General features: G+C 68.5%; 16 protein-coding genes and 1 riboswitch. Of the genes, 11 read left to right on the top strand and 5 right to left on the bottom strand.

Annotated elements, in window-relative coordinates; all coding sequences use genetic code 11:
* Positions 1 to 135 precede the first annotated feature (135 nt).
* Positions 136 to 2,313 carry a malate synthase G gene (locus HYG95_RS16865; RefSeq protein ID WP_181698884.1) on the bottom strand — a complete coding sequence of 726 codons (2,178 nt, stop codon included), beginning with the start codon at positions 2,311 to 2,313 and terminating at the stop codon, positions 136 to 138.
* A 265-nt stretch (positions 2,314 to 2,578) separates the two neighbouring features.
* Here HYG95_RS16865 and betT point away from each other — a divergent pair, with 265 nt between their 5' ends.
* Genes betT through HYG95_RS16850 form a run of 3 tightly spaced genes read left to right on the top strand, consistent with a single transcriptional unit; the run spans position 2,579 to position 7,780 of the window.
* Positions 2,579 to 4,705 (top strand): choline BCCT transporter BetT, encoded by a 2,127-nt coding sequence (gene betT / locus HYG95_RS16860; RefSeq protein ID WP_181698883.1) that lies wholly within the window; start codon positions 2,579 to 2,581, stop codon positions 4,703 to 4,705.
* A 10-nt stretch (positions 4,706 to 4,715) separates the two neighbouring features.
* On the top strand, positions 4,716 to 6,230 hold the full coding sequence (locus HYG95_RS16855; RefSeq protein ID WP_181698882.1) for an aldehyde dehydrogenase family protein: 1,515 nt from the start codon (positions 4,716 to 4,718) through the stop codon (positions 6,228 to 6,230).
* The gene (locus tag HYG95_RS16850; protein WP_181698881.1) at positions 6,227 to 7,780 is read left to right on the top strand and encodes a GMC family oxidoreductase N-terminal domain-containing protein; all 1,554 of its coding nucleotides are present in this window, start codon (positions 6,227 to 6,229) and stop codon (positions 7,778 to 7,780) included. Before HYG95_RS16855 ends, HYG95_RS16850 begins: the two co-directional genes overlap by 4 nt.
* 1 nt (position 7,781) lies before the next feature.
* Here HYG95_RS16850 and HYG95_RS16845 read toward each other — a convergent pair whose 3' ends face one another.
* Positions 7,782 to 8,240, bottom strand: coding sequence for a helix-turn-helix domain-containing protein (locus tag HYG95_RS16845; RefSeq protein ID WP_181698880.1), 459 nt, complete (start codon positions 8,238 to 8,240; stop codon positions 7,782 to 7,784).
* An 84-nt stretch (positions 8,241 to 8,324) separates the two neighbouring features.
* Between HYG95_RS16845 and HYG95_RS16840 the strand changes: the two genes are divergently transcribed.
* The 4 genes from HYG95_RS16840 (at position 8,325) to HYG95_RS16825 (ending at position 12,376) form a co-directional block, all read left to right on the top strand.
* Positions 8,325 to 9,554 carry an MFS transporter gene (locus HYG95_RS16840; protein WP_370465824.1) on the top strand — a complete coding sequence of 410 codons (1,230 nt, stop codon included), beginning with the start codon at positions 8,325 to 8,327 and terminating at the stop codon, positions 9,552 to 9,554.
* A 256-nt stretch (positions 9,555 to 9,810) separates the two neighbouring features.
* Positions 9,811 to 10,353 carry an HNH endonuclease gene (locus HYG95_RS16835; protein ID WP_067489111.1) on the top strand — a complete coding sequence of 181 codons (543 nt, stop codon included), beginning with the start codon at positions 9,811 to 9,813 and terminating at the stop codon, positions 10,351 to 10,353.
* Entirely contained in the window at positions 10,350 to 10,595 is a 246-nt protein-coding gene (locus HYG95_RS16830) for a WhiB family transcriptional regulator (RefSeq protein ID WP_067488664.1), read from the top strand. Before HYG95_RS16835 ends, HYG95_RS16830 begins: the two co-directional genes overlap by 4 nt.
* A gap of 113 nt (positions 10,596 to 10,708) precedes the next feature.
* Positions 10,709 to 12,376 carry a substrate-binding domain-containing protein gene (locus tag HYG95_RS16825; protein ID WP_181698879.1) on the top strand — a complete coding sequence of 556 codons (1,668 nt, stop codon included), beginning with the start codon at positions 10,709 to 10,711 and terminating at the stop codon, positions 12,374 to 12,376.
* On the opposite strand, the gene HYG95_RS16820 is transcribed toward HYG95_RS16825, so the two are convergent.
* Positions 12,377 to 12,958 (bottom strand): TetR/AcrR family transcriptional regulator, encoded by a 582-nt coding sequence (locus tag HYG95_RS16820; protein ID WP_181698878.1) that lies wholly within the window; start codon positions 12,956 to 12,958, stop codon positions 12,377 to 12,379. It lies immediately after the preceding gene.
* A gap of 122 nt (positions 12,959 to 13,080) precedes the next feature.
* Here HYG95_RS16820 and HYG95_RS16815 point away from each other — a divergent pair, with 122 nt between their 5' ends.
* Together HYG95_RS16815 and HYG95_RS16810 are read left to right on the top strand one after the other, a co-directional pair.
* A complete protein-coding gene (locus HYG95_RS16815) occupies positions 13,081 to 14,838 on the top strand; it encodes an ABC transporter ATP-binding protein (RefSeq protein ID WP_181698877.1) in 1,758 nt (585 codons plus the stop codon).
* Positions 14,835 to 16,550, top strand: a complete 1,716-nt coding sequence (locus tag HYG95_RS16810; protein ID WP_181698876.1) for an ABC transporter ATP-binding protein — start codon at positions 14,835 to 14,837, stop codon at positions 16,548 to 16,550. Before HYG95_RS16815 ends, HYG95_RS16810 begins: the two co-directional genes overlap by 4 nt.
* A 48-nt stretch (positions 16,551 to 16,598) precedes the next feature.
* Here HYG95_RS16810 and HYG95_RS16805 read toward each other — a convergent pair whose 3' ends face one another.
* A complete protein-coding gene (locus tag HYG95_RS16805) occupies positions 16,599 to 17,450 on the bottom strand; it encodes a virginiamycin B lyase (protein WP_220139513.1) in 852 nt (283 codons plus the stop codon).
* Between the two features lie 156 nt (positions 17,451 to 17,606).
* Positions 17,607 to 20,417 carry an aminomethyl-transferring glycine dehydrogenase gene (gcvP, locus tag HYG95_RS16800; protein ID WP_181698875.1) on the bottom strand — a complete coding sequence of 937 codons (2,811 nt, stop codon included), beginning with the start codon at positions 20,415 to 20,417 and terminating at the stop codon, positions 17,607 to 17,609.
* A gap of 152 nt (positions 20,418 to 20,569) precedes the next feature.
* Positions 20,570 to 20,669, bottom strand: a riboswitch (glycine riboswitch).
* A gap of 158 nt (positions 20,670 to 20,827) precedes the next feature.
* Here gcvP and HYG95_RS16795 point away from each other — a divergent pair.
* Together HYG95_RS16795 and HYG95_RS16790 are read left to right on the top strand one after the other, a co-directional pair.
* Positions 20,828 to 22,045 (top strand): acyl-CoA dehydrogenase family protein, encoded by a 1,218-nt coding sequence (locus tag HYG95_RS16795; RefSeq protein ID WP_181698874.1) that lies wholly within the window; start codon positions 20,828 to 20,830, stop codon positions 22,043 to 22,045.
* A complete protein-coding gene (locus HYG95_RS16790) occupies positions 22,042 to 23,478 on the top strand; it encodes an LLM class flavin-dependent oxidoreductase (protein ID WP_181698873.1) in 1,437 nt (478 codons plus the stop codon). The genes HYG95_RS16795 and HYG95_RS16790 overlap by 4 nt, the downstream gene beginning before the upstream one ends.
* Positions 23,479 to 23,481: the final 3 nt, after the last annotated feature.

The raw sequence follows: 23,481 nt of genomic DNA, 5'->3' as shown, positions 1-23,481 counted from the left end.
TCCCGGCCCAGTCGCATCGTCACTCTTCCTGATTACCAGTCCAGTGACGACAGCGGCCCCGCATCGGATGTCTCCGATGCGGGGCCGCAAGCGAAAAGCACTGCTACAAGCTACTTTCCGACCACTCGACACACACTACTTCTGCGCAGCCTTGAACTCACGACGGCGCCGGTGCAGGATCGGCTCGGTGTAGCCGTTGGGCTGCTTGGTGCCTTCCAGGACCAGTTCCTTGGCGGCCTGGAAAGCGATCGAGGCGTCGAAGTTCGGCGCCATCGGGCGGTAGTTCTTGTCGCCGGCGTTCTGGCGGTCGACCACGGGGGCCATCCGCTCGAGGCTGGCGATCACGTCGGCTTCGGAGACGATGCCGTGGCGCAGCCAGTTGGCGACCAGCTGGCTCGAGATGCGCAGGGTGGCACGGTCTTCCATCAGGCCGATGTCGTTGATGTCGGGCACCTTGGAGCAGCCGACGCCGTGGTCGATCCAGCGCACGACGTAGCCCAGGATGCCCTGGGAGTTGTTGTCGAGCTCCTGGCGCTTCTCCTCGTCGGACCAGTCGGTGGACTGGGCCAGCGGGATCTCGAGGATCTGGTCGACGGTGGCGCGGGGGCCGCCCTTGGCGATCTCGGACTGGCGCTTGAACACGTCCACCTGGTGGTAGTGGGTGGCGTGCAGGGTGGCGGCGGTCGGCGAGGGCACCCATGCGGTGTTGGCGCCTGCCTTGGGGTGGCCGATCTTCTGCTCGAGCATGCCTGCCATCAGGTCGGGCATGGCCCACATGCCCTTGCCGATCTGCGCCTTGCCGGTCAGGCCCTTGGCCAGGCCGGTGTCGACGTTCCAGTCCTCGTAGGAGGTGATCCAGGTCTGGGTCTTCATCTCGGCCTTGCGGACCATCGGCCCGGCCTCCATGGAGGTGTGGATCTCGTCGCCGGTCCGGTCCAGGAAGCCGGTGTTGATGAACACCACGCGGTCCTTGGCGGCCTCGATCGACGCGGCGAGGTTGACCGTGGTGCGGCGCTCCTCGTCCATGATGCCGACCTTGAGGGTGTTGCGGGTCAGACCGAGGACGTCCTCGATGCGGCCGAACAGCTCGTTGGTGAACGCGGCCTCGTCGGGGCCGTGCATCTTCGGCTTCACGATGTAGACCGAGCCGGTGCGGGTGTTGGCCAGCTCGGCGGTGCCGTTGAGGGAGTGCACGGCGATCAGCGAGGTGATCAGGCCGTCCATGATGCCCTCGGGCACTTCGTTGCCCTCGGCGTCGATGATGGCGTCGGAGGTCATCAGGTGGCCGACGTTGCGCACGAACAGCAGCGAACGACCGTGCAGCACCAGCTCGGAACCGTCGAGCGCGGTGAACACGCGGTCGGGGTTCATGGTGCGGGTGAAGGTCTTGCCGTTCTTGGTGACCTCTTCGGCGAGGGTGCCCTTCATCAGGCCCAGCCAGTTGCGGTAACAGACGACCTTGTCCTCGGCGTCGACCGCGGCGACCGAGTCCTCGAAGTCCATGATCGTGGTGAGCGCCGACTCGAGCACGATGTCCTTGACGCCCGCGGAGTCGGTGGAACCGATGGGCGAGTTCGGATCGATCTGAATCTCGATGTGCAGGCCGTTGTGCTTGAGCAGCACCGAGGTCGGCGCCTCGGGGTCACCGAGGTAGCCCACCAGCTGCGAGGGGTCGGCCAGGCCGATGTCGGTGCCGTCTTCCAGTCCGACCTCGAGCTCACCGTCGACGATCTTGTAGTACGACGAACCGATGTGCGAACCGGTGATGAGGGTGACGGCGTCGTCGAGGAAGTTACGGCCCCACTCGATGACCTTGTCGCCGCGCACGCGGTTGTAACCGGTGCCCTTCTCGGCGCCGTTGGCCTCGGAGATGGCGTCGGTGCCGTAGAGCGCGTCGTAGAGCGAACCCCAGCGCGCGTTGGCGGCGTTGATCGCGAAACGCGCGTTCATCACCGGAACCACCAGCTGCGGGCCTGCGGTGGTGGCGATCTCGGCGTCGACGTTGCCGGTGCCGATCTGGAACGGCGCGGGCTCGGGGCGCAGGTACCCGATCTCGGCGAGGAACTTCTTGTAGGCGGCCTTGTCGTAGCCTGCGCCGGGGTTCTCGCCGTGCCAGGCGTCGAGCTTGCCCTGGATCTCGTCGCGTTCGGCCAGCAGGGCACGGTTGCGCGGCGCGAGGTCGTTGATGACCTGTTCGGCGCCTGCCCAGAACGCGGCGGAATCTACGCCGGTACCGGGAAGCGCCTCGTTCTCGATGAAATCGTGGAGAACGCTCGCCACCTGGAGCCCGCCGACCTGAATCCGCTCTGTCATCTACTGCCTCACTTCGGTTGAAAACCGGCTGGAAAAAGTCGATGTCATGTTACCCGTGGGTATTGCCGACATCGCGTGTGGGTGGAACGCCCGGCGGGCGTCACGCATTCCGCCACGCCGAATCGTCGGGTGCCGACGGCTGGGCGTGGCGAACCACTTCTCGATTGTAGGTTCCCGTCGACGGCCGTCGTACGGGCTCGAACACGGGCGCAGCAACCACCGGATGTCCACGAAAGGACGAGGTGGAGGAACTAGCCTTCGTCACATGGGTGCCCCCAGCAATCCCGACGACAACAGCACACCTGTCGGGGCGACGCAGGTGCCGTTGCACCCGGTGGCCGACAAGCGTTCGGTGAACAAGCCGGTGTTCCTCACCGCCGCCGGGCTCGTGCTGGCCTTCGCGGTCTGGGCGCTGGCCTCGCCGGCGAGTGCCGAAAGCGTCGTCGGCGAGGTGAAGACCTTCATCTCCACCTGGTTCGGCTGGTGGTATTTCGTGCTGGCCACCGTGATCCTCGGGCTCGTCGTGTTCCTCGGTGCGGGCCGCTACGGCCGGTATCGCCTCGGCCCGGAGGAGTCGCGCCCGGAATACAGCCTGTTCTCCTGGACGTCGATGTTGTTCGCCGCGGGTATCGGCATCGACCTGATGTTCTTCTCGGTCGCCGAACCGGTCTACAACTACCTGCACCCGCCGGAGGGACCCGCCCAGACCGATCACACCGCCCGCGAAGCGGTCACCTGGACGATCTTTCACTACGGCATCACCGGGTGGGCGATGTACGCGCTGATGGGCGGGGCGCTGGCGTATTTCGCGTTCCGGCACAACCTGCCGCTGACGATCCGCGCCGCTCTCTACCCGATCTTCGGCAAGCGGGTGCACGGGCGCTGGGGTGACGCCATCGATGTGGCCGCGGTGCTCGGCACCATCTTCGGTATCGCCACCTCGCTCGGCATCGGCATCGTCCAGCTCAACTACGGTCTGCACGAACTGTTCGGCGTCCCGCAGGGCAAGGCGGCCCAGATCGGTTTGATCGCGTTGTCGGTGGCCATCACCACCATTTCCGCGACCACCGGGGTCGACAAGGGCATCCGGCGGTTGTCCGAACTCAATGTCATCATGGCCATCGCCCTGCTGATCTACATCCTGGTGGCCGGTCGCACGTCGTTCCTGCTCAACGGGCTCACCCAGAACGCGGGCGACTACCTGTCGACGTTTCTGGACCGCACGCTGAACACCTTTGCCTGGGAACGCAATCCGGAGACAGCGAATCAGCCCTCGACGTGGCTCGACAGCTGGACACTGTTCTTCTGGGCGTGGTGGGTGGCATGGGCGCCGTTCGTCGGACTGTTCCTCGCGCGCATTTCGCGCGGACGCACCCTGCGCCAGTTCATCTTCGGTGTGCTCGTCGTGCCGTTCAGCTTCACCCTGCTGTGGATCTCGGTGTTCGGCAACAGCGCCTTGCAGGTGGCGCGCGACGACCAGCAGTTCGCCGAACAGACCGCGGCCCGAGCCGAATTGGGTTTCTACTCCCTGCTCGAGCAGTACCCCGGGGCCACTTTCCTGCTCGGCATCGCCACCATCACCGGGCTGCTGTTCTACGTGACCAGCGCCGATTCCGGTTCGCTCGTGATGGGCAACTTCACCTCGAAACTGCCCGATCCGATGGCGGATTGCGCGCGCGGCACCCGGATCTTCTGGTCGGCGGCGATCGGCCTGCTCACGCTGTCGATGCTGTTCGCGGGGGCGGGCGGATCGATCATCACCCTGCAGAACGCGACGATCATCATGGGCCTGCCGTTCTCGTTCGTGCTGGCGCTGATCGGGATCGCCATGCTGCGCGCGGTGCGCAACGAGTCGTTCAAGATCGACAGCTACCGGGCGGCGCTGCCCAATGCCATCGCCGCCGGGCGCGGACCGAGCGAGCACGGCAGCTGGCGGCGCAGGCTGCTGGCCACCGTCCACTATCCCGGCCCGGCCTCGACCCGGAAGTTCTTGAACAACACCGTGATTCCGGCCATGCGTGAGGTTTCCGAGGAGCTGGCCAGGATGGGACTCACCGCGCACGTCGACGAATCGGGCACCCACGAGGGGCTGCCGTATCCGAGGCTGATCGTCGATCAGGGCACCGAGACCGGCTTCGAATACGGCGTGTGGCCGGTCTCGGCGCCCGCGCCCTCCTACGCGGTCTTGGCCCAGCGCTCCGGTGACCGCTATTTCCGCTGCGAGGTGTATCTGGCCGAGGGCTCGCAGGGGTACGCCCTCAACGGATACAGCCGTGAACAGGTGATCGGCGACATCCTCGACCAGTACGAACGTCACCTCGGCTATCTCTACCTGCGCCGCTCCGCCACCGATCACCACGAACCCGAAGCCGTCGACACCGACGAATCGTGAAGGGACAACCATGAGCCAGACCCTCTACATCGATGGCACCTGGCGCGCGGCCGCGTCCGGGCTGACCCGCGAGATCCGCTGTCCGGCGGACAATTCCGTGGTCGGCACCGTCGCCGAGGCGGGCGCGGAGGACACCGAGGCCGCCATCGCCGCCGCCCGGCGCGCCTTCGACGACGGACCGTGGCGCAGCACCACTGCCGGTGAACGCGGCGATCTGCTGCTCGACATCGCCGACGCGATCGAGGGCAGACGCGAGCAGTTCGTGGGCGCCGAGACCTTGGACACTGGCAAACGGCCCTACGAGTCCGAGATCGACATGACCGACATCGAGAACTGCTTCCGGTACTTCGGCAAGCTCGCCGCCGAGGATGCGGGCCGGGTGGTCGACGCGGGCAATGCCGATATCGACTCGCGCATCGTCTACGAACCGGTCGGGGTGTGCGGGCTCATCACGCCGTGGAACTATCCGCTGCTGCAGGCCGCGTGGAAGGTGGCACCGGCGCTGGCCGCGGGCAACACCTTCGTGCTCAAGCCCGCCGAACTCACCCCGCACACCGCGATCCTGCTGATGACCGTCCTCGACGACCTCGGGGTGCCGCCTGGCGTGGCCAATCTCGTTCTCGGCGCCGGTCCGACCGCGGGCGCTCCCCTGTCGGCCCATCCCGATGTGGACCTCGTCTCCTTCACCGGCGGGCTGTCCACGGGCCGGGTCATTGCCCGCGAGGCCGCGGCGACGGTGAAGAAAGTGGCCCTCGAGCTGGGCGGCAAGAACCCCAACATCATCTTCGACGACGCCTGCGACACCGACGAACGCCTCAGTGCCAGCGTCGACAACGCCCTCAACGCCGCGTTCCTGCACTCCGGCCAGGTGTGCTCGGCCGGGGCGCGGCTGGTGATCGAGGAGTCTGCGCACGACCGGTTCGTCGACGAACTCGTCCGCCGCGCCCGCCGGATCCGCCTCGGGCTGCCGTTCGCCGACGGCACCGAGACCGGTCCGCTGATCTCGTCGGCGCACCGCGACAAGGTGCACGCCTATGTGGAACAGGCCCGCGCGGATGGGGCCGATATCCGCACCGGCGGTACCTTCGCCGTCGGCGACCAGGGCTCCGGCAATCTCGACGACGGCTGGTTCTATCTGCCGACCGTCATCGATCGCGCGAACCGCACCATGGCGTGCGTGCACGACGAGGCATTCGGCCCGACGGTCACGGTCGAGACGTTCACCACCGAGGAAGAGGCGATCTCCATCGCCAACGACACCGAGTACGGCCTGGCGGGCGCGGTGTGGTCCAGCGATTCCGCGCGGGCGCGGCGAGTGGCGGCCCGGGTGCGCGCGGGGACGGTGTGGGTCAACGACTTCGGGCCGTATCTGCCGCAGGCGGAGTGGGGCGGGTTCGGCCGCTCAGGTGTCGGCCGTGAACTCGGTCCGTCCGGGTTGCACGAGTATCGCGAGGCCAAGCACGTGTACGAGAACCTCCGGCCGGCGGTCACCGGCTGGTTCGAGCTGCGGGAGGACCAGCGGTGAATTCCTACGACTATGTGATCGTCGGCGCCGGTTCGGCGGGCGCGGCGGTGGCCGCACGTCTCTCTGAGGATCCGTCGGTGACGGTGTGCCTGCTCGAGGCAGGTCCGTCCGATGTGGACGACCCGGCGATCCTTCGCCTGGATCGCTGGATGGAACTGCTGGAATCGGGTTACGACTGGGACTATCCGATCGAGCCGCAGGAGAACGGCAATTCGTTCATGCGCCATGCCAGGGCCAAGGTGCTCGGTGGCTGTTCGTCGCACAACAGCTGCATCGCGTTCTGGGCGCCGCGCGAGGACCTGGACAGCTGGGAGCGCGAGCACGGCGCGACCGGTTGGGGCGCGGACTCGGTGTACCGGCTCTACAGCCGGATCGAAACCAACGATGCCCCCGGCGAGCACCACGGGCGCAGCGGGCCGGTGAACATCATGACGGTGCCACCGAATGACCCCTGCGGTGTGGCGGTGCTCGACGCCTGCGCCGAGGTCGGGATTCCGCGTGCGGAGTTCAATGCTGATCGCACGGTTGTCAACGGCGCCAACTTCTTCCAGATCAACAGCCGCACCGACGGCACCCGTTCCTCGTCGTCGGTGAGCTACCTGCACCCGATCCTGGACCGGCCGAATCTCACCATCCGGACGGGTGCGTGGGCCAAGCGGATCCTCATCGAGGACGGGCGTGCGGTCGGTGTGGAGTACACCGACAACGCCTTCGGGCGAGCCACCCGGGTCACCGCCGAGCGGGAGGTGATCGTCTCGGCCGGGGCCATCGATTCGCCGAAGCTGCTGATGCTCTCGGGTATCGGTCCGGCGGATCACCTGCGCGAGAACGGAATCGACGTCGTGGTCGACTCCCCCGGCGTCGGTGCGCACCTGCAGGACCACCCCGAGGGGGTGATCGGGTTCGAGACGAAACAGCCGATGGTGCGCAGTTCGACGCAATGGTGGGAGGCGGGCATCTTCACCACCACCGTCGACGGGCTCGACCGGCCCGACCTGATGATGCACTACGGCAGCGTCCCCTTCGACATGCATACGCTGCGCCAGGGTTACCCGACGGCCGAGAACACCTTCTGCCTCACCCCCAATGTCACCCACGCCCGCTCGCGCGGCACCGTGCGGTTGCGCTCGCGCGACTTCCGCGACAAGCCGCGCGTGGACCCGCGCTACTTCACCGACGCCGAGGGCCACGACATGCGGGTGATGATCGCCGGCCTGCGCAAGGCCCGCGAGATCGCCTCCGCCGCAGCGCTTTCAGACTGGGTGGAACGCGAACTGTATCCGGGTCCACAGGCCGAGACCGATGCCGAACTGGCCGACTACATCCGGCGCACCCACAACACCGTGTACCACCCCGTCGGCACCGTGCGGATGGGCGCACCGGACGATCCGCTGAGCCCGCTCGACCCGGAACTGCGGGTCAAGGGCATCGAGGGACTGCGTGTGGCCGACGCGTCGGTGTTCCCGGCCCACACCACGGTGAATCCGAACATCACCGTCATGCTGGTCGGCGAACGCTGCGCGGAGCTGGTGGCCGCCGACCGAAAGTAGTTCACCCGCAGTCCACTCGCCGCACTTCGGTGGTTGCGGCGGTGACGACCGCGCCCGCCCGATTGCGCGGGCGTAGTTCGGCGAGTGGCCGGCCGTCACGGTCCACGAGCGTCGAGCGGGGCTCGTCCTCGGCGAAGGCATGACTCTCCCCCCACTGCCGCAGCGCGACGACGACGGTGAACAGGTCCTGCCCCGCCGGCGTCAACTCGTAGACGTACCGTTTGCCGCTCGCGGTCGCGCTGGTACCGAGGATGCCCTCGTCGACGAGTCGGCGGAGGCGGTCGGCCAGGATATTGCGCGCGATCCCGAGCCGCTGCCGCAACTCGGTGAACGACGCCGGCCCGTCCATGGCGTCCCGCACGATGAGCAGACTCCACCGATCACCCACCAGGTCGACAGTCCGCGCCACCGGGCAGGTGGCATCGGTCCATTCGCGGTCGACACGCACCGTCGAAGCCATGGGCCACCTCCTAATAGGTTGCAATTCGAAACCATTATTGCCTACCTTTGATTTGGTTTCGTTTTGCTACTCTTTGGAGGTCCGGTGGGTACACGACTGACGCGAGCACAACGGGTGATGCTGGCGGTGGTGTGCGCCGCGGCGGTCTCCACGATCTACGCGATCCAGCCGGTTCTCGCCGTGGCGGGTGCGGAATTGGGGCTGTCGCCGCAGTCGTCGGGCGTCCTCATCGCCGCCGGGCAGATCGGGTATTTCGCCGGACTGATTCTGCTGGTCCCACTCGGTGACCTGGTGAACCGCCGTCGGCTCATCGGCGGCATGCTCGCGCTCACCTCGGTCGGGGCCGCGATCACCGCCGTCGCGCCCACCGGTGTCGTCGCGGTCGCCGGGCTCGCGGTCGCCGGGGTGTTCGCGGTCGTCGTCCAGGTGACCGTGGCATACGTCGCCGCCGTTTCCGCACCCTGTGAACGGGGCCGCAATATCGGCGCCGTCACCTCCGGTGTGGTGATCGGCATCCTCGGGGTCCGTGTCGTCGCGGGTCTGCTGGGTGACACGCTCGGCTGGCGGGCGGCCTATGCGGCGCTCGCGGTGCTCTGCGCGACGCTCGCCGTCCTCACCCGGAAGGTTTTGAGTCCGGACATCAGAACCCGCGATGCTCGGTACACCCAGGTGCTGCGGTCCACGGGACGGCTGGTGACCACGGACCGGCTGTTTCTGAGCCGGGGCTCGATCACCTTCTTCCTCTTCGCGTCCTTCGGATCGCTGTGGAGCGGCCTCGCGCTCCCCCTCGCCGCGCACCCTTGGTCGTTGGGCACCACCGAAATCGGGCTGTTCGGGTTGTTCGGTCTCGCGGGCGCCCTCGGCGCGGGCCGGGCCGGCCGGTGGGCCGATTCCGGTCACGCGCAGCGGGTCACCGGCTCGGCCCTGCTGGTGCTCGCCGTGTCCTGGTTGTTCATCGCGCGGACCGGGACAGCGGTACTGCTCGTCGTCGGCATCGTGCTGCTCGATTTCGCCGTCCAGGCTGTGCACGTGAGCAGTCAGCATGTGCTGACCACCGCACATCCCGACCGCGCGGGCAGCGTCATCGGTGCCTACATGGCCTTCTACTCACTGGGCTCCGCGCTCGGCGCGGTCACCACGACGTGGGCTTACACCGTGTGGGGATGGTGGGCGTCCTGCCTGTTCGGCGCGCTCTACGCCCTGGCCGGGTTCGCCGTGTGGGCGGCGGCCCAGCTCTCACGCGTCGGCGGCCCAGCCACCACGCCGGAATCACCCAGGGCGCCGGTGGGGTGCGCTATCGCCGACCGAAAATAAATCACCCGACATTCCGGACACGGTGTGTCACCATGATTCACACGAGGCCGACATCGCGCCAGACGAGACCGGCAGAGCACGTAGAGAGGAGGAGACGACCGTGAAACCATCTGTACGACAGCATGATTCGAAGCCCGGATACCAGAGCACCGGCCACCGCGGCGCCGAGATGCGCGAAGCCGGTCGTCTCCCCATCGCGCACTGAGCGCACCCCACCTCTCCCTTCCGCTCGCTTCTTCGAAACATGGTGATTCCGATGATGATTCGTCATGCCGTCGTCCCGACGGCTCCCGCCGCCGACAACTGGATACACAGCCGCGTGCTGGTGCTCAATGCCAGCTACGAGGCGCTCGACGAGATCACCGCCGATCGGGCGGTGACACTGCTGCTCAGCGGCGCCGCCGAATCGGTCATCGACCGGGTGCCGCGCTTCCCGATCCGCTCCCAGCGGCTCGAGGTGGCGTTGCCCGAGACGATCCGGTTGCTGCGCTACGTGTACCTGGCGCATGTGCGGCCGGTCGGCGAGGACAGCCGCGCCACCCTGGCCGGTGTGCTGCGTCGCGACAAGCACCGCTGCGGCTACTGCGCGAACTGGGCGGCCACCGTCGACCACATTCGCCCGCGCAGCCGGGGCGGCCCCAACACCTGGGGCAACCTCGTCGCCTGCTGCGCACCCTGCAATACGACCAAGGCCGACCGCACCCCCGAAGAGGCGGGGATGCGGTTGCTGTGGGAGCCCAAGGCACCCGACCCCCTCGCCCGCACACAGCGCCGGATCTGGAAGGAGTACGCGCCGTGACCACCGCATTGACCGACCTACTCACCCTGTCCGATTCCGGTCGGTGGCATCGCGCCGCCTGCCGGGGCGACCCCAACCACGAGGCGTGGTTTCCGTACCCGTCGCAGGATTTCGACTACGCCCGCCGCATCTGCGCCGGTTGCCCGTTGCTCGCGGGGTGCACCGAGTACGCGGCGCGGACCGGTCAGTCCGGGGTGTGGGGTGGTCGTGAATACGACCGCGGCCGCGTGATCCGCGAATGACCGACCGGCGGCCGGGCGTCGACCACGACGCCCGGCCGCCGGCTGTGAGCTGCGACGATGCGCCGGGGGATGCGCGGTGCGCCGCCCCGGCAACGAGTCCTTAAACTTGCCGCGTGGGTACACATCGCAGCGGGACCAGATCTCGACGTATCAGCAAAGGTCCGGTTATCGCGGCATCGGTGCTCGTGCTCGTACTCGTGGCCGTGTTCGCCTGGTTCCAGCTGCGCGATCGTGCCGCCGAATCCGATGTGGCCGCCGCGGCGGAATGTGTGGAGGGGCCCGCCGCCCTCGATGTCACCGTCGACCCGGCCGTGGCCGGTCCGGTGCGTGCCGCCGCGGAACGCTTCAACGCGACCAAGCCACGCGTGCGTGACCACTGCGCGCGCGTCGAGGTGACGGCCCGGCCCTCGGCGGCGCTCGGCGGCGCGCTCGCCGACACCAGTACCTGGGAACCCGGTCTCGGCCCGAAGCCCGGGCTGTGGATCGCCGACTCGAGCCGCTCGATCGAGCTGGTCCGGGTGCCCGGCTTGATCGAGGGCACCCCGGCCTCCATCGCGACCAGTCCCATCGTGCTCGCGGTGCCCGATCCGCTGCGGCAGGCACTCGAACAGCACCAGATCACCTGGGCCGACCTGCCCCGATTGCAGCAGGGTTCGCTCGACGAGATCGGGTTGACCGGCTGGGGTGGGCTGCGGATGGCGCTGCCCCCGGGTGACGCGACCACCGCGGCCGCCGCCGCGATCGGGTCTGCGGTGTCGGGCACCGACCCGCTCACCGAGCAGGCCGCCGCGTCCGGACAGGTGGTCGCCGCCATTTCGGGACTCGCCGCCGCCGCCGAGAAACCGGCCGACCTGACTACGGCGATGGCCGCGATCAGCGCGGATCCGGCCGCGAACGATATCCACGCGGTGGCCGCTACCGCTCAGCAACTGGGGACCGGTGGGCTCACCGCGTTCCGTCCGGCGGGCACCGCGCCGCTGGCGGACTACCCGGCGGCGGTGCTGTCGGGTCCGTGGGTCGACAAGATCCAGAACCTCATCGCCTCGCGCTTCATCGACTTCCTGCGGGCTCCCGAGCAGGCGGCCGCTTTCGCCGCCGACGGTTTCGGCCCGGCCATCGGTTCCGCGCCCGCCAATCCTGGCAAGGCGGCGCTCGAGAAGGTGCGCGCCACCATCGACAATCCGGTGCTCGGCGTGAATGCGACTGTGCTGCTCGATGTCTCGTCGTCGATGGGCACCACCGACGGCTCGATGACGCGCCTCGCCACGTCGGGCGCCGCGCTCGCCTCGACCCTGCAGGTGATGCCGCCCGACTTCGGGCTCGGCCTGTGGACGTTCGGCAAGAATCTCGACGGAACCAATCCGTACCAGGTGAACGTGGCTACCGGCCTGCTCACCGACACCCAGCGCAATGCCGTGGGATCGGCGGTGACCTCACTGAAGCCGAGCACGGTGAGTACCGACCAGGCTTATCCGAGTCTGCTCGCCGCCTATCGCGCGGCGGTGGCGAACTACTCCCCCGGCCGCACCAATTCGATTCTGCTCATCACCGACGGACCGGACGACGATTCCTCGCTGACCGGCGCCGACCTGCTCGCCCAGATCGCGGCGGCCAACCAGTCCGGGAAGCCGGTGCGGGTGGACGTCATCGTGGTGGGCGGCGAAGGCACCCAGACCTTGCAGGAGCTGTCCGCGCAGACGGGCGGCACCTATACCCGGATGCCGACCAGCAACGATATCGGCTTCGGAACGGCCGTGGTCAAGGCGTTGACCACCCCGTAGTCAGTCGCCCCAGACCGCCCGTAATGGGTCGAGTGCCTCGTCGACATAGGCGGCGACGGGTCGGTCACCGCCGTCGAGGAACCACTGTTCCAAGGCGGCGAGGTAGCCGAAGATGAGCGCGTTGGTCGCCACCTTGGCCTGCGCCTCGGAGAAACGGCCGGTCGAGGCGAGCAGGGGTGACAGCCGTTGGCTCGTGCGGTCGGCCGAGGCGTAGGCCGCGCGCCGAACCGACGGTTCGGTGAAGTGATAGCGCAGGCTGCGCCGCCACGGACCCGGTTCGGAGCCCGATTCGTTCGTGCCCGTGTCGTACTCGCGCACGGATCGGATGAGGCTGCCGATCGGATCGTGCGGGTCGACCACCTTCGCGAGCTGTTCGTCGCTGAGGTTGTCGAACTCGTCGGCGACGATGATGCCCTCCTTGGTGCCGAAGAGCCGGTAGACCGTCGAGGGTGAGACCTCGGCCGCGGCGGCGATCTCCTCGATGGTGACCGCGGCGAAGCCCTTCGCGTCGAACAGGTCGAGCGCGCGTTCCTGAACGGTGTGCATGGCGTTGAGCCGCCAGCGTTCGCGTAGTCCAGCCATGCGGCCAGGTTATCAGGAAGCCACTATCTGCTGACTGCCACTTTCACTCAGACATTGACTGTCTGTAAGGACGCTCGTACAGTCGCCGTCTAGAGACAGTGACTTTCTGAATCGAGTGTGCGATGACGATGACAATCGAACGGGGCGGGGCGGAGCCGCCGCCGAGCCTGGCGAGTTCGGTCCGCCCCTATGTCCCCGGGTTCGCCGCCGTGATGATCGCGCAGGTCATCGGCTCGCTCGCCGGGTTGGCGCCGTTGCTCGCGGTGGTCGAGGTGGGCCGGGTGCTCTTGTCGGCCGGGCCGGTGGATCACGACCGCGTGTGGCTCGCGGTGCTGGTCGGGGCGGTCGGTCTGCTGGTGCGGCTGGTGTTCACCGGTACGGCGGCCGGGCTCGGCCATGTTCTCGACGGCCGGGTACAGCTGGGGTTCCGGCGCCGGCTCGCCGCCCAGCTGGGGCGCGTGCCGATCGGCTGGTTCTCGGGCCGCCGAACCGGTGAGCTTGCCAAGGTGGTCGGCGACGACGTGAGCGCGGTGCATCCGGTGCTCGCGCACGCGCCGGGTGAGCTGGTGTCGGCGTTCGTGGTGCCATTGGTGTCACTGGCGTATCTGTGCACGGTGGACTGGCGGCTCACGCTCATCACGCTCGTCCCGGTGCTGCTCGCGCTGCTGCACGTGCCGCTGCTCCTGCTGCCGGCGAGGGAACGCGAACAGCGGGAGTTCGACGCCGCGATGGGTCGCATCGCCGATGCGGTGGTGGAGTTCGTGCAGGGCATCGCGGTGGTCAAGGCCTTCGGCGGTGGCGATCGGGCACATCGGCGATTCCGCACGGCCGCAGACGAATTCGCCGATACGTTCCTGCGTTTCGTCCGCGGTCTCGCCCCGGTGGCAGCCGGGATGCAGCTGGCGTTGTCGCCGCCGTTCGTGCTGCTGGTGATTCTGAGCGGTGGCACCTTCCTGCTGACCCGTGGCGAGCTGACCGCCGCCGATCTGCTGCCGTTCCTGCTGCTCGGGCTCGGTTTGACCGCTCCGGTCGCGGCGCTGCAACACGGTTTCGACGATCTGCAGGCGGCCGGTCACGCGATCGGCCGGATCAACGAGGTACTCGCCGTGCGGCCACTGCCCGAACCCGCGCAACCCGTGGCACCGCGCGGGCACCGAGTCGAGTTGCGAGACGTGCGATTCGGCTACGACGACCGGGAGGTGCTGCGGGGGATCGATCTGGTCCTCGAGCCGGGTACCGTCACCGCACTGGTCGGACCGTCGGGCAGCGGCAAATCGACACTGGCGCAACTACTTCTGCGATTCTTCGACCCGAGTCACGGCAGCGTCGTCCTCGGTGGTGCCGATCTGCGTGACATCGGCAGCGATCGACTCTGCCGGTCGGTGTCGTTCGTCTTCCAGGATGTGCGACTGCTGCGCGCCTCGGTGGCCGACAATATCGCGCTCGCCGTGCCGCACGCCGACCGCGAACGGGTGATCGAGGCCGCCCGCCTGGCCGGGATCCACGAACGAATCCTCGACCTGCCGCACGGGTACGACACCGTTCTCGGCGAACAGGCCGGGCTCTCCGGCGGTGAGGCACAACGGCTTTCGCTCGCCCGTGCCCTGCTGGCCGACACCCCGGTACTGGTGCTCGACGAGGCGACTGCCTTCGCCGACCCGCAGACCGAGCGGGCGTTACGCCAGGCCATGGCGAACCTGCGCGGTGACCGCACGGTGCTCGTCATCGCCCATCGACACGAAACCATCGCCGACGCCGACACGGTCGTCCTGCTGCGGGACGGCGTGATCGTCGAGCGCGGCGCACCCACCCGACTGCTGGCCGAGGGCGGCGCGTTCGCCGCGTTCTGGCGGGCCGAACAAGGAAGCGAGCTGTCATGATCCGCACACTGTTACGGGTGCTCGGTCATCAGTACGCGGGCCCGGTTCGCCGGACCGTGGTGTTGATGAGTGTCACCGCCGTGCTCGAAGGGTTGTCCTATCTGCTGCTCGTTCCCGTGTTGCGTGAGCTGTTCGGCAGCGAACCCGCGCGGGCCTGGCCGTGGCTGATCGGGTTCGGTTGCGCGGTCGCGGTGTACGCCGTGTTGCGTTATGTCAGCGATCTGTCGGGTTTCCGGTCGGGCACCACACTGCTGCGCGGGACCTACCACCGCATCGGCGACCACCTCGCGCGGTTGCCGGTCGGCTGGTTCGGGCCGGACCGGGTGGGTGAGGTGTCGGTGCTGGCCAGCCGGGGTGTGCTCGAGGCGATGGGCGTGATCGCGCATCTGCTCAGCCCCTTCATCACCGCGACGCTGACGCCGGCGACCATCGTGGTGGTGATCGCGGTCTTCGATTGGCGGCTCGGACTGGCCGCGCTGGTCGCCGTCCCCCTGGTGGCCGTGGTGCAGATCCGGGCGAGTCGTGCACTGGCGGCCACCGATGCCGACCGGCACGCCCGCGACCACGAGGCAGCGGGCCGCGTGATCGAATATCTGCGGGCCCAGCCCGTGTTGCGCGCCGGTGGCCGAAGCACCGAACGGTTCGGTCTGCTCGACGACGCCCTGCGCGAGTTGCAGCGAGCCACTCATCGGTCGGTGCGCACCGCGCTGCCGGGGATGGTCGGTCTCACGCTCGTCGTCCAGACCGCATTCACCGTGCTGCTAGCGTTCGGCGCCTACCTCGCGCTCGGCGGCCGCATCGGCGCCGCCGAACTGCTGGCGATCTTGGTGCTCGCCGCCCGTTGCGCCGAACCGTTGCTGTCACTGGCCGATCTGGGTGGCAAGCTGCGCAGCGCGCATTCCCAGCTCACCCGGCTGGACGACCTGCTCAGCACCGAACCGCTACCCGAACCGCGCGATCCGGTGCGCCCGAGTCGCCACGATCTGGAATTCGACGCCGTCAGCTTCGCGCGCGACGGCCGCACAGTGCTGGACAGGCTGACATTCCAGGTGCCGCAGGGTCAGCGGTTCGCGATCGTCGGCCCCTCCGGCGCCGGGAAATCCACGGTGCTTCAATTGCTCGCCCGGTTCCACGATGTCGACGCGGGCGCGGTGCGTATCGGCGGTGTCGATGTACGCGACATCGACACCGCGACCCTGATGTCGTCCCTCGCGATCGTCTTCCAGGATGTGTACCTGTTCGACGGCACGATCGAGGACAACATTCGCCTCGGCCGACCCGACGCCACCGACACCGAGGTGCGGGCGGCGGCGACCGCGGCCGGGCTGGACGAGGTGGTCGACCGGTTGCCCGGTGGCTGGTCGGCCGCCGTCGGCGAGGGTGGTGCGCTGCTGTCCGGTGGTGAGCGCCAACGTGTTTCGATCGCCCGCGCCCTCCTGAAGGACGCACCGATCGTGCTGCTCGACGAAGTCACCTCGGCGCTCGACCCCACCAACGAAGCAGCCGTCCACCGTGGCATCGAACGCCTGATGGCCGGGCGAACAGTCATCGTCGTCGCCCACCGCCTGCGCACGGTCCGAACCGCCGACCGCGTCCTCTTCCTCGACAAGGGAAGTGTCGTAGAGCAGGGCACCCACCACGAACTCGTCGAAAAGGGCGGGCGCTACGCAGATTTCGTGGAAATCACCGACGCTGCGGTCACCACCAGTTGATGACCGCAGCAGTACCCACCACCTGGCGTGGCAGAGGTGCCCCAGAGGTCAGCCTGGTGAAACCTCGACCAGTGCACCGGATTCCATGGCCACCCAGAGATGGCCGGTGGAGTCCACGGTGAGTCCGTGGGGCTCGGCGCCGGGGAGGGTGAGGTGGTCGATCTTGCCGTCGGTGTCGATCCGGCCCAGGTTCCCGCTGGCCCATTCGGTGAACCAGAGCGCGCCGTCGGGGCCCGTGACGATTGCGTGTGGGCGTGAATCACGGTCCGGCAGGGCGTATTCGGTGACGGTGCCCGCGCTGTCGATCCGGCCGATCGCGCCCACGCCGATCTCGGTGAACCACACCGCACCGTCCGGCCCGGAGGTGATGCCGACCGGTGCCGCCTCCTGGGTGGGCAGGGGGTGCAGGGTCACCGTGAGGTCGGTGTCGATGCGGCCGATCGCGTTGCCCTGGTTCACCGTGAACCACACCGCACCGTCGGAGCCCGCGGTGATCATCGACGGCATGCCCTCGACCGCGACCCCCTCGATCTTGCCGTCGCCCGCGATCCGGCCGACCCGACCGGCCTGCAATTCGGTGAACCACATACCGCCGGGCCCAGCGCACACACCGTAGGGCCCGTCCATCGGCAGACTGCTCACCGCACCGTCGAGGGTGATCCGGCCCAGCCGGCCACCGTGGAACTCGGTGAACCACAAAGCGTTGTCGTTCCCCGCCACGATCACCGTGGGTTGGCCACCGACGGCGTCGAGGGCAAAGGTGTCGACCTGCCCCTCGGCATACCGCCCGATGGCACCCTGGGTCACCAAGGTGAACCACAACGCACCGTCCGGTCCGACGGTGACCCCGTACGGTGCTCCGGCTACCTCGATCTCGCGCACTATCTCGCCGATACTCAACGATTCGATCCCCTCCTGGTCATGGGAACATCCCGCCCCATCCGCCACCGTACCGACCGCGCCCACGCCGGGCAGCCCACCGGGTGCCCGAATTCCGGGCCGTGAACGAATCCGGGCCCCGCCGAACAGCATCGGCGGGGCCCGGATCAGCGGGGATCAGTCCTGGTACGCGTCGAGCGGCGGGCAGGAGCACACGAGATTGCGGTCGCCGAACGCGCCATCGATGCGCCGCACGGCAGGCCAGATCTTCGGCCGGGCATGTCCCACACCGCGCGGGTAGACGGCGGTTTCCCGGCTGTAGGGGTGGTCCCACTCGCCGACGAGGCAGGCCGCGGTGTGCGGTGCGCCGCGCAGTGGGTTGTCGGTGACGGGCCAGACACCGGCGGCGACCTGGTCGATCTCACCGCGGATGGCGATCATGGCGTCGATGAAGGCGTCGAGTTCCTCGAGATTCTCGCTCTCGGTCGGCTCGACCATCAGCGTGCCGGCGACCGGGAAACTCATGGTCGGCGCGTGGAAACCGTAGTCCGCCAGTCGCTTTGCCACATCGTCGACGGTGACACCGGTCTGCTTGGTGATCTCGCGCAGATCCAGGATGCACTCGTGGGCGACCATCCCGTTCTCGCCGGTGTAGAGCACCGGGAAGGAGGCGTCGAGGCGGCGGGCGATGTAGTTGGCCGACGCGATGGCCGTCAGCGTGGCCGCGCGCAACCCCTCGGCGCCCATCATCCGGATGTAGGCCCAGGTGATCGGCAGGATCGAGGCCGAACCGTAGTTGGCGGCCGACACCGCGTGCGAACCGTTCTCGAGCGGATCACCCGGCAGGTACTGCGCCAGGTGCGAGCGCACCGCCACGGGGCCGACGCCCGGACCGCCACCACCGTGCGGGATGCAGAAGGTCTTGTGCAGGTTCAGGTGGCTCACGTCGCCGCCGAACCGGCCCGGACGGGCAAGTCCGACAAGGGCATTCAGGTTCGCGCCGTCCACGTACACCTGACCGCCCGCGTCGTGCACCAGCGCGCACAGCTCGGCGACCTCGTGCTCGTACACGCCGTGGGTGGACGGGTAGGTGATCATGATGCAGGCCAGCCGCTCGGCGTGGTCGGCGATCTTGGCGCGCAGGTCGTCGAGGTCGATGTCGCCGTTCTCCCGGCACTTCACCACCTCGACCCGCATGCCGACCATGGCCGCCGAGGCGGCGTTGGTGCCGTGCGCGCTCGACGGGATCAGGCAGGTGTCGCGGTGGTCGTCGCCGCGGTCCAGGTGGTAGCGGCGGATCGCGAGCAGTCCCGCGTACTCGCCCTGGCTACCGGCGTTGGGCTGCAGGCTCACCGCGTCGTAGCCGGTGATCTCGCACAGCCACTGCTCGAGGTCGGCCACGAGCTTGCGGATGCCGGGCGAGTCCTCGGTGGGAGCGAAGGGGTGCAGCCGGGCGAAACCGGGCCAGGTGATGGCCTCCATCTCGGCGGTCGCGTTGAGCTTCATGGTGCACGAACCGAGCGGGATCATGCTGCGGTCCAGGGCGATGTCCTTGTCCGACAGCGAACGCAGGTAGCGCAGCATGGCGGTCTCGGTGTGGTGGCGGGTGAACGCCGGGTGCGTCAGGTACTCCGAGGTGCGGGTCTCGATGCCGACCGGTTCGGCGCCGGCGCCGGACTCGGGCGTCAGTGCGGTGCCGAACGATTCGACGACGGCGGCGACATGGGCTTCGGTGGTCGCCTCGTCGCAGGCGATGGAGACGTGGTCGGCGTCGACCAGTCGCAGGTTGATCCCCTTCGACTTCGCCTTGGCGACAACGGCTTCCGCACCACCGGGCACGTGCGCGCGCACCGTGTCGAAGAAGGCGCCGTGCACCACCGCACCGCCGAGACCGGTCGCGACCGCGGCGGCGTGCTCGTGCACCCGGCGCGCGATGGCCCGCAGCCCGTTGGCACCGTGGTAGCTCGCGTACATGGCGGCGACGATGGCCAGCAGCACCTGGGCGGTACAGATATTGGAGGTGGCCTTCTCGCGGCGGATGTGCTGCTCACGGGTCTGCAGCGCCAGGCGGTAGGCCGGGGCGCCGTCGGCGTCGACCGACACACCGACCAGGCGGCCCGGCAGCTGACGGGCGAACGCGGTGCGCACGGCGAGGTACCCGGCGTGCGGGCCACCGAAGCCCATGGGGACACCGAAACGCTGGGTGGTCCCGAAGCACACGTCGGCGCCCTGTTCACCGGGCGGGGTCACCAGGGTCATCGCCAGCAGGTCGGCACCGGCGGCGACCAGCGCGCCGCGCTCGTGGGCGGCGGTGAACACCTCGGTCCAGTCGACGATGCGACCCGACGCGCCGGGGGTCTGCACGATCACGCCGAAGAAGTCGCCCTCGGGCAGCACCCCGGTGGACAGGTCGGCCTCGACGAGTTCGATGCCGAGCGGCTCGGCGCGGGTGCCGATGATGGTCTTGGTCTGCGGGAACAGATCGGTGTCGAGCAGCAGCCGGTTCGACTTGGACTTGCCCGCGCGGCGCAGCAACGTCATCGCCTCGGCCGCGGCGGTCGCCTCGTCCAGCATCGAGGCGTTGGCCACGTCCATCCCGGTCAGATCCGACACCATGGTCTGGAAGTTGAGCAGCGCCTCGAGCCTGCCCTGGCTGATCTCGGGCTGGTACGGGGTGTAGGCGGTGTACCAGGCGGGATTCTCGAGCAGGTTGCGCACCAGCACGGGCGGGGTGAGCGTGTCGTAGTAGCCGAGCCCGATCATCGAGGTGGCGACGGTGTTGGCCTGGGCCAGGCCGGCCAGCTCGGCGAGTACCTCGTGTTCGCTCGCGGGCGCGGGCAGCGCGGCGAGGCCGGACTCGTCGAGGATGGTGGCGGGCAACGCCGTGGTCGCGAGCGCGTCGACGGACTCGACGCCGATGGTCGCGAGGATCCGGGCGAGTTCGTCGGAATCGGGTCCGATGTGGCGGTCGGCGAACGAACGGGTCACGGCAGCTCCAGGTCGGGCGGGTCGGCCTCGTGGCCGACGGGTACCAGCCCTCCCCCTCTGTCTGTGCGCCTGAGAGATTCGGTAGCCGGTCGAAACCGTGCCCCTTTCCCCGTGGGCGGGCAGCCGGATGCCACCGCTTTCCAGAGGCGTCGAATCACCGCGCGGTCCCTGTTGCCTGAGAGATTGACGGGGAGGTGCTGCTCCTTCGGCGCCCGGACTCTTGCGATCCCAGGACTCTCCCGCACGACGGCGACGCACCCCCGAGTCTAGAGGCAGCAAACCCCCGGTCGCGCCACCAGGGGCCCGCCGGGGGTGTAGTGCTCGTCACTCCCCCACCGTGCCGGGGAGACGTTTCGATCCCCCTGCGCGCAACCGGTGAATCCGGCAGCCCGCTGCGCGATCGTTGGGGCATGACTTCCACCACCGCGTCCGCGATCACAGATTCCGCGCTCGATGCCGTCTTCGCCCCGATCTTCGACCGGATCGCCGCCGGTGCGGTGGCGAGAGAGGTCGACCGCAGATTGCCCTTCGACGAGGTCACCTGGCTGAAGGAGGCCCGGTTCGGTGCCCTGCGGGTACCGGTCGAGTTCGGCGGCTACGGTGCGAGCGTACGCCAGCTGTTCCGGCTGCTCATCGACCTGGCGGCCGCCGAGTCGAACCTGCCCCAGGCGCTGCGGGTGCACTGGTCGTTCGTGGAGGATCAGCGGCTGGCCGAGCCGGGCCCGCAGCGGGAGCGGTGGTTGCGGGCGGTGGCCGCGGGCACCCTGGTCGGCAATGCGATCACCGAACCCGGGGTGGGCGCCGTCGACCGGTATCGCACCAGGCTGACCGAGGACGGCGACCGGCTGCTCCTCAACGGGGTGAAGTACTACAGCACCGGCTCGCTGTTCGCCGATCACATCCTGGTCGCCGCCGATCGTGACGGTGAGCGCCTCGGTGTGCTGGTCGACGCGAACGCCGAGGGTGTGGTGCAGCACGACGACTGGGACGGTTTCGGGCAGCGGCTCACCGCGAGCGGTACCACCGAGTTCACCGATGTCGTGGTGGCGCCCGATCGCGTCCTCGGGCCCGGCTACGGTGTCGCAGGCCCCACCTACGGCACCGCCTACCTGCAGTTGGTGCAGCTCGCGGTGCTCGCCGGGATCGCCGCCCGCGCCGAGCGCGACGCCAGGGAATGGGTGAGCGCGCGCACCCGCACCTACACGCACGCCTCGGCAGACCTGCCGCGCGAGGACCCCCTCGTCCAGCAGGTGATCGGCAAGTTGTCGGCGGCGGCGTTCACCGCTCGCGCGACCGTCCTGGCCGTCGCGGACATTCTCGACCGCGTCCTCGACGCCGGGGCGAAGGACCACGGCGACCTAGCCGCCGCCGAGCTGGCCGCCGCGCAAGCACAACTCGCGGTGATCGATATCGTCCTCGCCGCCACCACTCAGCTGTTCGACCTCGGTGGCGCGTCCATCGTGTCCGAACAGCTGCGCCTGGACCGGCACTGGCGCAACGCGCGCACCGTCTCCGTGCACAACCCGGCGATCTTCAAAGCCCGGGCCGTCGGTGACTACCTGCTCAACGGCACCGAGTTGCCGTTCGGTTGGAGCGCGGGCGAGCGCCGCACGGAGGTTGCGCGATGAGCAGGCCGATCCGCTTCAACGCGTTCGACATGAACTGCGTGGCCCACCAGTCACCGGGACTGTGGCGTCATCCACTCGACCAGTCCCACCGCTACACCGATATCGGCTACTGGACCGAGCTGGCGAAACTGCTGGAACGCGGACGGTTCGACGGCATCTTCATCGCCGATGTCCTCGGCACCTACGACGTGTACGGCGGCGACGACACCGCCGCGCTGCGCCAGGGTGCGCAGACACCCGTCGCCGACCCGCTGCTGCTGGTGTCGGCGATGGCGGCGGTGACCGAGCATCTGGGCTTCGGCATCACCACCGGCACCGGGTTCGAGCATCCGTTTCCGTTCGCGCGCCGCATGTCGACCCTCGACCACCTCACTCGCGGGCGCCTCGGCTGGAATGTGGTGACGGGTTATCTGCCTTCGGCGGCAAGGAATTTCGGTGACGCCGATCAGCTCGATCACGACGAACGCTACGACCGGGCCGACGAGTACCTCGAGGTGCTCTACAAGCTCTGGGAGGGTTCGTGGGAGGACGACGCGGTGGTCCGTGACGCCGACCGCGGTATCTACACCGACCCGGTGAAGGTGCACCACATCGGTCACTACGGCAAGCACTACACCGTGCCCGGAATCCACGTGTCGGAGCCGTCACCGCAGCGCACGCCGGTGATCTATCAGGCGGGCGCCTCACCGCGCGGAGTACAGTTCGCGGCCGAGAACGCCGAAGCGATCTTCATCGCCGGCCCGTCCAAACGCGTACTGGCGCAGACTGTTTCGCGGGTTCGTGACGCGTTGGAGGCGGCGGGGCGTGGGCGGTACGCGGCCAGGATCTACGCGCTGGCCACCATCATCACCGACGAGACGGACGAGGCGGCACGGGCCAAACACGAGGAATACCTGTCCTACGCGAGCGTCGAGGGCGGGCTGGTGTTCATGTCGGGCTGGATGGGAATCGACCTGTCGCGATACGACCTCGACGACCCGATCGGTGAGGTACACAGCAACGCCATCCAGTCCGCGGTGGCGGCATTCCAGGAATTCGACGACGACGGCCGCGAATGGACGGTGCGCGACATCGGGCGCTGGGCGGGCATCGGCGGCATGGGGCCGGTGTTCACCGGTTCCGGCGAAACCGTCGCCGACCTGCTGCAGGAGTGGGTCGCCGATACCGATCTCGACGGATTCAACCTCGCCTACGCCATCACCCCCGGCACGTTCGAGGACATCGTGAACCATGTCGTTCCGGTGTTGACCGAACGCGGTGTGTACCGCACCGAATACGAGCCGGGGACCTTGCGCAACGCCCTCTTCGGGGCCGGAGATCGGCTGCCCGCCCACCATCGTGGTGCCGGATATCGCGTCGGTGGTCCGCGTTCCACCGTGCTGCCGCACGCGGTGTCACGGCCTGGATCGGTGAACGAACCGGCGGGCGCGTAGGAA

The sequence above is a fragment of the Nocardia sp. GTS18 genome (assembly GCF_013839555.1).
Taxonomy (GTDB): Bacteria; Actinomycetota; Actinomycetes; order Mycobacteriales; family Mycobacteriaceae; genus Nocardia; species Nocardia rosealba.
This window is presented reverse-complemented; position numbering and strand designations above follow the sequence as displayed.

Excerpts from the sequence above, each read along its gene's own strand:
- HYG95_RS16815 (WP_181698877.1), top strand. The coding sequence starts at position 13,081 with ATGACGATGACAATCGAACGGGGCGGGGCGGAGCCGCCGCCGAGCCTG.
- HYG95_RS16845 (WP_181698880.1), bottom strand. The coding sequence starts at position 8,240 with ATGGCTTCGACGGTGCGTGTCGACCGCGAATGGACCGATGCCACCTGC.
- betT (WP_181698883.1), top strand. The coding sequence starts at position 2,579 with ATGGGTGCCCCCAGCAATCCCGACGACAACAGCACACCTGTCGGGGCG.
- HYG95_RS16865 (WP_181698884.1), bottom strand. The coding sequence starts at position 2,313 with ATGACAGAGCGGATTCAGGTCGGCGGGCTCCAGGTGGCGAGCGTTCTC.
- HYG95_RS16835 (WP_067489111.1), top strand. The coding sequence starts at position 9,811 with ATGATGATTCGTCATGCCGTCGTCCCGACGGCTCCCGCCGCCGACAAC.
- HYG95_RS16810 (WP_181698876.1), top strand. The coding sequence starts at position 14,835 with ATGATCCGCACACTGTTACGGGTGCTCGGTCATCAGTACGCGGGCCCG.
- HYG95_RS16790 (WP_181698873.1), top strand. The coding sequence starts at position 22,042 with ATGAGCAGGCCGATCCGCTTCAACGCGTTCGACATGAACTGCGTGGCC.
- HYG95_RS16855 (WP_181698882.1), top strand. The coding sequence starts at position 4,716 with ATGAGCCAGACCCTCTACATCGATGGCACCTGGCGCGCGGCCGCGTCC.
- HYG95_RS16795 (WP_181698874.1), top strand. The coding sequence starts at position 20,828 with ATGACTTCCACCACCGCGTCCGCGATCACAGATTCCGCGCTCGATGCC.
- HYG95_RS16820 (WP_181698878.1), bottom strand. The coding sequence starts at position 12,958 with ATGGCTGGACTACGCGAACGCTGGCGGCTCAACGCCATGCACACCGTT.